Consider the following 7,626-nt stretch of genomic DNA (forward strand, 5'->3'; position numbering starts at 1 on the left):
ATCTGCCTGCACCGGCACCCCCGGGCCCGACTCCGGGGCACTGGCCGCCCGGTTCGCCCGCCAGCTGGTCGAGGTGCTGACCGGCGCACGGCCCTCCGGCCAGCTGATGCGGCACACCAGCCTGGACGGCTACGGGCAGCTCGCCTCGCTGGTCCGGGCCGGCGCACTGCGCCGCGGCGGCCCCGCCGACCGGCCCCGGCTCGGCCCGGTGCACGACCGCTCGCCCTCACCGGAGGCGGTCGAGGCCTGCGTGCGGGTCGACCTCGGCCGACGGCACCACATGGTGGCCTTCCGGCTGGAGCAGCGCGGCCCGGCCGGACAGTGGCAGTGCACCGCCGTGGAGGCCCGATGAGCACCCTGCCGCGCCCCCGGCGGCACCGAACGGCGCAGGGCGCCGTCCCGGTGCGGGAACGGCGCCCTGCGTGGCGTCCTGGCCGGTGGCCGGCGGCCGGCTCAGCTCTTGCGGCGGCGGCCCTTGGCCGACTTCGCGGCCTTGCGGCGCTCGGCGCGGGTCAGGCCGTCGCCCTCGTCCTCCGGCGCGAGGTCCTCGAAGTCGCCCTCGACCACACCGCCGCCGACCTCGTCCGAGGGGGCCGTGTAGTGCAGCCGCTGCGGCTTCGGGGCCTCCAGGCCCTTGGCCTTGATCTCCGGGCGGGCGGCGTCCTTCTCCAGCTTGTCGAGCACCACCTGGGCGTCCTCGACCGGGACCTCCTCGACCTGCTGCTCGACCTGGACCTCCAGGTTGAACAGGAAGCCGACGGACTCCTCCTTGATGCCCTCCATCATCGCGGTGAACATGTCGAAGCCCTCGCGCTGGTACTCGACCAGCGGGTCGCGCTGCGCCATGGCCCGCAGGCCGATGCCCTCCTGGAGGTAGTCCATCTCGTAGAGGTGCTCGCGCCAGCGGCGGTCCAGCACCGACAGTACGACCCGGCGCTCCAGCTCGCGCATGATCTCCGCGCCCAACTGGTCCTCGCGGGCGCCGTACTGGGCCTGGATGTCCTCCTGGATGGACTTGATCAGGAACTCGGGGGTCAGACCGGCCGGGCCGCCTGCCTCCTCCTCCAGCTCCTCCAGGTCGAGGGTGACCGGGTAGAGCTGCTTGAGCGCGGTCCAGAGCTTGTCCAGGTCCCAGTCGTCCTCGAAGCCCTCGCCGGTGGCCGCCCGGACGTACGCCTCGACGGTGTCGTCCATGAAGTGGCCGACCTGCTCCTGGAGGTCCTCGCCCTCCAGGACGCGGCGGCGCTCGCCGTAGATGACCTCGCGCTGGCGGTTGAGCACCTCGTCGTACTTGAGGACGTTCTTGCGGATCTCGAAGTTCTGCTGCTCGACCTGGGTCTGCGCGGAGGCGATGGCGCGGGTGACCATCTTGGACTCGATCGGCACGTCCTCGGGCACGTTGGCCATCGAGAGCACGCGCTCGACCATGCCGGCCTTGAACAGGCGCATCAGGTCGTCGCCCAGCGACAGGTAGAAGCGGGACTCGCCCGGGTCGCCCTGACGGCCGGAGCGGCCGCGCAGCTGGTTGTCGATCCGGCGGGACTCGTGCCGCTCGGTGCCGAGGACGTAGAGGCCACCGGCCTCCTTGACCTCGTCCTGCTCGGCCTTCACCGAGGCCTTGGCCTTCTCCAGCGCGTTCGGGAAGGCGGCCTCGTACTCGTCCGGGGTGTCCGTCGGGGTCAGCCCGCGCTGCGCCAGCTCGGCGGCGGCCAGGTGGTCGGCGTTGCCGCCCAGCATGATGTCGGTGCCGCGGCCGGCCATGTTGGTGGCGACGGTGACGGCGCCCTTGCGACCGGCCTGGGCGACGATCTGCGCCTCGCGCTCGTGGTGCTTGGCGTTCAGCACCTCGTGCGGGATGCCGCGCTTGCGCAGCTCCTGCGACAGGTACTCGGACTTCTCGACCGACACGGTGCCGACCAGCACCGGCTGGCCCTTCTCGTGCTTCTCGGCGATGTCCTCGACCACGGCCGCGAACTTGGCCGGCTCCGACTTGTAGATCAGGTCGGGCTGGTCGATGCGCAGCGGCGTCTTGTTGGTCGGGATCGGCACCACGCCGAGCTTGTAGATCTGGTGGAACTCGGCGGCCTCGGTGGTGCCGGTACCGGTCATGCCCGCGAGCTTGTCGTACAGGCGGAAGAAGTTCTGGAGGGTGATGGTGGCCAGGGTCTGGTTCTCGTTCTGGACCTCCACCCCCTCCTTGGCCTCGATCGCCTGGTGCATGCCCTCGTTGTAGCGGCGGCCGGCCAGGATGCGGCCGGTGTGCTCGTCGACGATCATGACCTCGCCGTTCATCACGACGTAGTCCTTGTCCCGCTTGTACAGCTCCTTCGCCTTGATGGCGTTGTTCAGGAAGCCGACCAGCGGGGTGTTCACCGACTCGTAGAGGTTGTCGATGCCCAGGTAGTCCTCGACCCGGGTGACGCCCTCCTCCAGGATGCCGACGGTGCGCTTCTTCTCGTCGACCTCGTAGTCGCGGTCGATCTTCAGACGCATTACCAGCTTGGCGAAGTCGGCGTACCACTTGGTCGCCTGGTCGGCCGGGCCGGAGATGATCAGCGGGGTACGGGCCTCGTCGATCAGGATCGAGTCGACCTCGTCGACGACCGCGAAGTTGTGGCCGCGCTGGACGAGTTCGTCCTTCGACCAGGCCATGTTGTCGCGCAGGTAGTCGAAGCCGAACTCGTTGTTCGTGCCGTACGTGATGTCCATCGCGTACTGGCGCTTGCGCTCGGCGGGCGTCATGTTGCCCAGGATCACGCCGACTTCGAGGCCGAGGAAGCGGTGTACCCGGCCCATCCACTCCGAGTCGCGCTCGGCGAGGTAGTCGTTGACGGTGATCAGGTGGACGCCCTTGCCGGTCAGCGCGTTCAGGTACGCGGGCAGGGTGCCGACCAGGGTCTTGCCCTCACCGGTGCGCATCTCGGCGACGTAGCCGTGGTGCAGGGCGGCGCCGCCCATCAGCTGGACGTCGTAGTGCCGCTGGCCGAGCACGCGCTTGGCGGCCTCGCGGACGGTGGCGAACGCCTCGGGGAGGATGTCGTCCAGGGCCTCGCCGTCCGCGAGCCGCTGCTTGTACTCGTCGGTCAGTGCGCGCAGCTCGGCGTCGGTGAGGTTGACGAAGTCCTCTTCGATGGAGTTGACCTGGGCGGCAATCCGCTGCAGCTTGCGAAGGATCTTGCCCTCGCCGGCGCGCAGGATCTTGTCGAAGACGGACACGTGAGCGGGCTCCTTGCCTGTATTGGCACTGGACGACTGCACGGCAGGTCCACCCCACCGCACGGGCCATCGTATGCGAGGAGTCCAATCCCCCGGGAGGTGCGTCAGCACGGTATTCCCGTGTCACCCGCGCGAGCACATGGCCCGATAGCACCGTCCACCGGGACAAAACGGTCGGTGGGCCCGGGAGTTGGCCCCCGGCCGAACCGGCGGACCGACGGGACGACCGGCGGGATATTCGGATGCCCGTTTTCCTCGCCCGGCGAAATAATCCGTTCATGGAAGAAACCAGCACCGGCCCGGTCACCCTCACCACCGAGCGGCTCGTTCTGCGCGCCCCGCAGGAGTCCGACATCGACGCGGTCTTCGCCGCGTGCCAGGACCCGGAGATCCAGCGGTGGACCGTCGTCCCGTCGCCGTACCGGCGCGAGGACGCGGAGTTCTTCGTGCGCGATCTCGCCATCGAGGGCTGGCGCACCGGAGCGAACCGGATCTGGTGCGTGTTCGAGCGCGAGTCCGGCACCCTGGTCGGCTCCCAGGGGCTCGTCCTGCGCGCCCACGACCCGGGCTCCGCCGAGATCGGCTGGTGGGCCGTGAAGGAGTTCCGCGGCCGCGGCTACACCACCGAGGCCGCCCGCGCCGTCTCCCGCTACGGCCTGCGCGAGCTCGGCCTGCGCCGCCTGGAGTGGCAGGCCTACGTCGGCAACGACGGCTCCCGCGCGGTCGCCGAGAAGGCCGGCTTCCGCGTCGAGGGCACCCTGCGCTCGTACGCCGAGCAGCGCGGTGTCTTCCACGACGCCTGGATCGCCTCCCTGCTGCCCTCCGACCTGGACTGAGTCCGGGCTGTCGGTGCCCCCGGCTACGCTCGCCGGCATGACCGCCGCTGCCGCCCGCCCCGCACCCGTCGCCGCCCTCAGCGCGGACGACGCCCGCCGGATCGCCCTGCGCGCCCAGGGCCTGCTGGGCGCGCCGGACCGCCGTGCCGGGGTACGCGGGGTGCTGCGGCACCTGGGCGCCGTACAGCTGGACACCATCTCGGTGCTCGCCCGCTCGCACGAACTGGTGCCGTACGCCCGCCTCGGCGCGGTCGGCCGCCCGGCCGTCGAGGCGGCGTACTGGGGCGGCGGCGCGAGCTTCGAGTACTGGTCGCACGCGGCCTGCATACTGCCGGTCGAGGAGTGGCCGCTGTTCGCCTTCCGGCGCCGCCGCTACCGCGACCGCGGCCACCTCTGGGGCCACCAGGTCACGCCCGAGACCTACCGCGCCGTGCTCGACAAGCTGCGCGCCGAGGGGCCGTTGACCTCCACCGAGCTGGGCGGCGCCAAGAGGACCGCCGAGTGGTGGGACTGGTCCGACACCAAGATCGCCGTCGAGCGGGCACTGGCCTTCGGCGACGTGGTCTGCACCGAGCGCCGGAGCTGGAAGCGCGTCTACGCGCTGGCCGAACAGGCCATCCCGGACACCCTGTTCGGGCAGGAGCGGTCGGACGAGGAGTGCGTGCGCACCCTGGTCGCCCAGGCCGGCGCCGCGCTCGGCGTGGCCACCCGGGCCGACCTCATGGACTACCACCGGCTGCGCGCCGAGCAGTTGGACCCGGTGCTCGCCGACTGCGGGCTCGTCCCGGTCGAGGTGGCCGGCTGGGGCCCGGACGGCGCCCCGGCCCCGGCCTGGGCCGATCCGGCCGCCCTCGCCGCCGCCCCCCGCGGGCGCCACCGCACCACGCTGCTCTCGCCGTTCGACTCGCTGATCTGGGACCGCGCCCGCACCGAGCGGATCTTCGGCATGGCACACCGGCTGGAGGCCTACACGCCCAAGCACAAGCGGGTGCACGGTTACTTCGCGATGCCGCTGCTGGCCGGCGGCCGACTGGTCGGCCGGGTCGACCCGGCCCGCGAGGGCCGCACCCTGGTCGCCCGACAGGTCTCGCTGGACGGCGGTCGAGGGCGCGGCGCCCGGCACGTCGAGGCGCTGGCGACGGCCCTGCGCGACGCGGCCGACTGGGTCGGCTGCGACGAGGTGCGGGTCGGGGCGCTGCACGACGAGCGGCTGCGCCCGGCCCTGGAGAAGCTGCTGGCGGACCACTAAGTCCCGCCCGGCTCACCCTATTTCGAGGATCTTCTCCCGCATCGCGTACACCACGGCCTCCATCCGGGAGTGCAGCTGGAGCTTCTCCAGGATGTTGCGCACGTGGTTCTTCACGGTGTTCTCGCTGATGAACAGTTCCTTGGCGATCTCCCGGTTGTTCCTCCCCGTCGCCACCAGCTTGAGCACCTCCAGCTCCCGGTCGGTGAGCCGGGGCGCGGGCACCAGGTCCCGGTCGTCGGAGCGGCGCTGGATCATCGACTTGAACTCGGTGAGCAGCTTGGACGCCATCGAGGGGCTGATCTGGGACTGCCCGTCGGCGACCGCGCGGATCGCGGTGGCGACCTCGTCGGTGGAGATCTCCTTGAGCAGGTAGCCGGTGGCCCCCGCCTTGATCGCCTCGTAGAGGTCGGCCTCCTCGTCGCTTATCGTCAGCATGATGATCTTGGTACTGGGCGCCACGTCCTTGATCGCCGTGCAGGCCTCGATCCCGCTGCGACGCGGCATCCGGACGTCCATGAGGATGATGTCGGGCAGCAGGTCGGCGGCCTTCAGCACGGCCTCGGCGCCGTCCCCCGCCTCCCCGACGACCCTGATGTCCGGCTCCTCCGCGAGGACGATCTCCAGCCCCCGGCGGAACAGCGCGTGGTCGTCCACCACCAACACACGGATCGGCTCACCCCGGTGCGGCTCGTACGCGGGCTCCTCCTCCGCCCCCAACGGCAGCCCTGGCCCGACCCCGGGCCCCAGCCCGAAGTGATCCCCCATCCGCTCCTCCCCCTTCGCGGGTCGTCGTGCGCCAATCATTCCACGCCCCGGCGCCGCCGCGGTCACCCTCCGATGCCGATTCCCCCGCATCGGGTGACCCCCTCCGTCCGGGGCGCGACGCCGCCCGAACCACCCCGCCCCCGAACGCCGGTGCCCCCGGCGGCCACGGCCGCCGGGGGCACCCCTCCATCGCTTCTCGGACGGTCAGTCCTCGTCGTCGGACCCGCCGATCGCGCCGCCCGCCCCGCCGCCCGGCCCGGCCGCGAGGTCGGTCTGCAGGTGGATGACGCCGTAGTGGTAACCGTGCCGGCGGTAGACCACGCTCGGCAGGCCACTGTCCTTCTCCACGAAGAGGTAGAAGTCGTGGCCGACCAGTTCCATCTCGTAGAGCGCCTGGTCCAGCGCCATGGGAGCGGCCGGGTGCGTCTTCTCCCGGACCACCAGCGGGCCTTCGCCCTCCACCTCCAGGGATCCCATCATGGTCTTGCGGACGGCGCCGTTCGTCTCGCCCTCCAGCGCCCTCGTGTCCGGCAGCGCGGCCAGGGCCGCGGTCGCCTCGGCGACGCTGATCGGGGTGCGGCCGTTCGCGCCGCCCTTGTGCACCCGACGCCGGTCCGCGGACTTGCGCAGCTGCGCGTCGAGCTTCGCCGAGGCCAGGTCGAGCGCCGCGTACGGGTCGCCGGCGGCGGCTTCGGCCCGGATCACCGGCCCACGGGTACGGAGAGTGATCTCCACCCGCTCGGACCGGTCGGCCTGCCGCGGGTTGTGCTCCTTGGACACCTCGACGTCGAGGCTGATCACCTTGCCGTCGAACTTCTGGACCTTCTCCAGCTTCTCGGCCACGTGCTCGCGGAACCTCTTGGGCACCTCGGTCTTGCGGCCCTTGACGACGATGTCCACGCAGAACTCCGATCCCTCGTGCTGACGCCGATCCGGGTGCTACCGGACCGGACTGAGACCCAGCTGGACCAGCCCATCCACTGCCGGCCCCCCGTCCCCGCCGCCAGCGGCGGAAACGACTGGCCCTCACCTCACTTCCTCCCCACCAGGGACGGTTGAAACCCCCTGAAGCCTTATCGAACACCTCACACGGGTTTTTCGCCTCCCCAGGCGACAAAGAGGGTATGACCCGATACTGCGGTCAGGCGGTCAAGCTGGTGCACCCTGTCTACCCTCTCGCGGGTGAAGTATGGGTAAATACCTGGACAACACCCCCCATACGGCGCATCCTGTGCTGACTCTCCGTGCCTGCCGCCGCCAGGAGCAGCCGTGCCGCCGCCCCCCTCCCCCGCCCGCCCGACGCCCGCCCAAGGGCCGTTCGGCCACGCACTGGCCGGGCTGCTGGACGTCCTGCTGCCCGCCGACTGCGCCGGCTGCGGCAGCGAACGCACCCAGCTCTGCCCGGCCTGCCGGCACGTGCTGGCCACCGCACGGCCCGCGCCCACCCTGCTGCCCTGGACGCACGCCGCCGCGCCGTACACCGATCCGGTCCGGCAGTTGCTGCTCGCCCACAAGGAACGCGGCGCGCTGCGGCTGGCCGGGCCGCTCGGCGAGGCCCTC

At 71.3% G+C, this 7,626-nt stretch carries 7 protein-coding genes; 4 read left to right on the forward strand and 3 right to left on the reverse strand.

Annotation, left to right across the window (positions count from 1 at the left end; genetic code table 11):
- The coding region (locus KS423_RS32440) for an Rv3235 family protein (RefSeq protein WP_224283335.1) at positions 1–352 on the forward strand (352 nt) is incomplete at its 5' end.
- Positions 353–453: 101 nt separating this feature from the next.
- Here the strand turns inward: KS423_RS32440 and secA are convergent.
- Complete coding sequence (gene secA, locus KS423_RS32445; RefSeq protein ID WP_224283336.1) at positions 454–3,216, reverse strand: preprotein translocase subunit SecA; 2,763 nt, start codon at positions 3,214–3,216, stop codon at positions 454–456.
- Between the two features lie 278 nt (positions 3,217–3,494).
- Between secA and KS423_RS32450 the strand changes: the two genes are divergently transcribed.
- Both KS423_RS32450 and KS423_RS32455 read left to right on the forward strand, forming a co-directional pair.
- Positions 3,495–4,052: a GNAT family N-acetyltransferase gene (locus tag KS423_RS32450; protein WP_224283337.1), complete on the forward strand. Its 558-nt coding sequence runs from the start codon at positions 3,495–3,497 to the stop codon at positions 4,050–4,052.
- Between the two features lie 37 nt (positions 4,053–4,089).
- Entirely contained in the window at positions 4,090–5,301 is a 1,212-nt protein-coding gene (locus KS423_RS32455; RefSeq protein WP_224283338.1) for a winged helix-turn-helix domain-containing protein, read from the forward strand.
- 12 nt (positions 5,302–5,313) lie between these two features.
- Here KS423_RS32455 and KS423_RS32460 read toward each other — a convergent pair whose 3' ends face one another.
- Together KS423_RS32460 and hpf are read right to left on the reverse strand one after the other, a co-directional pair.
- Entirely contained in the window at positions 5,314–6,066 is a 753-nt protein-coding gene (locus KS423_RS32460; protein WP_374120067.1) for a response regulator, read from the reverse strand.
- Between the two features lie 204 nt (positions 6,067–6,270).
- A complete protein-coding gene (hpf, locus tag KS423_RS32465; RefSeq protein ID WP_224283340.1) occupies positions 6,271–6,966 on the reverse strand; it encodes a ribosome hibernation-promoting factor, HPF/YfiA family in 696 nt (231 codons plus the stop codon).
- 369 nt (positions 6,967–7,335) lie between these two features.
- Between hpf and KS423_RS32470 the strand changes: the two genes are divergently transcribed.
- Positions 7,336–7,626: ComF family protein (locus KS423_RS32470; RefSeq protein WP_374120068.1), on the forward strand; the 291-nt coding region annotated here is incomplete at its 3' end.

This window comes from Streptomyces sp. LS1784, assembly GCF_020103755.1.
Classification (GTDB): Bacteria; Actinomycetota; Actinomycetes; order Streptomycetales; family Streptomycetaceae; genus Kitasatospora.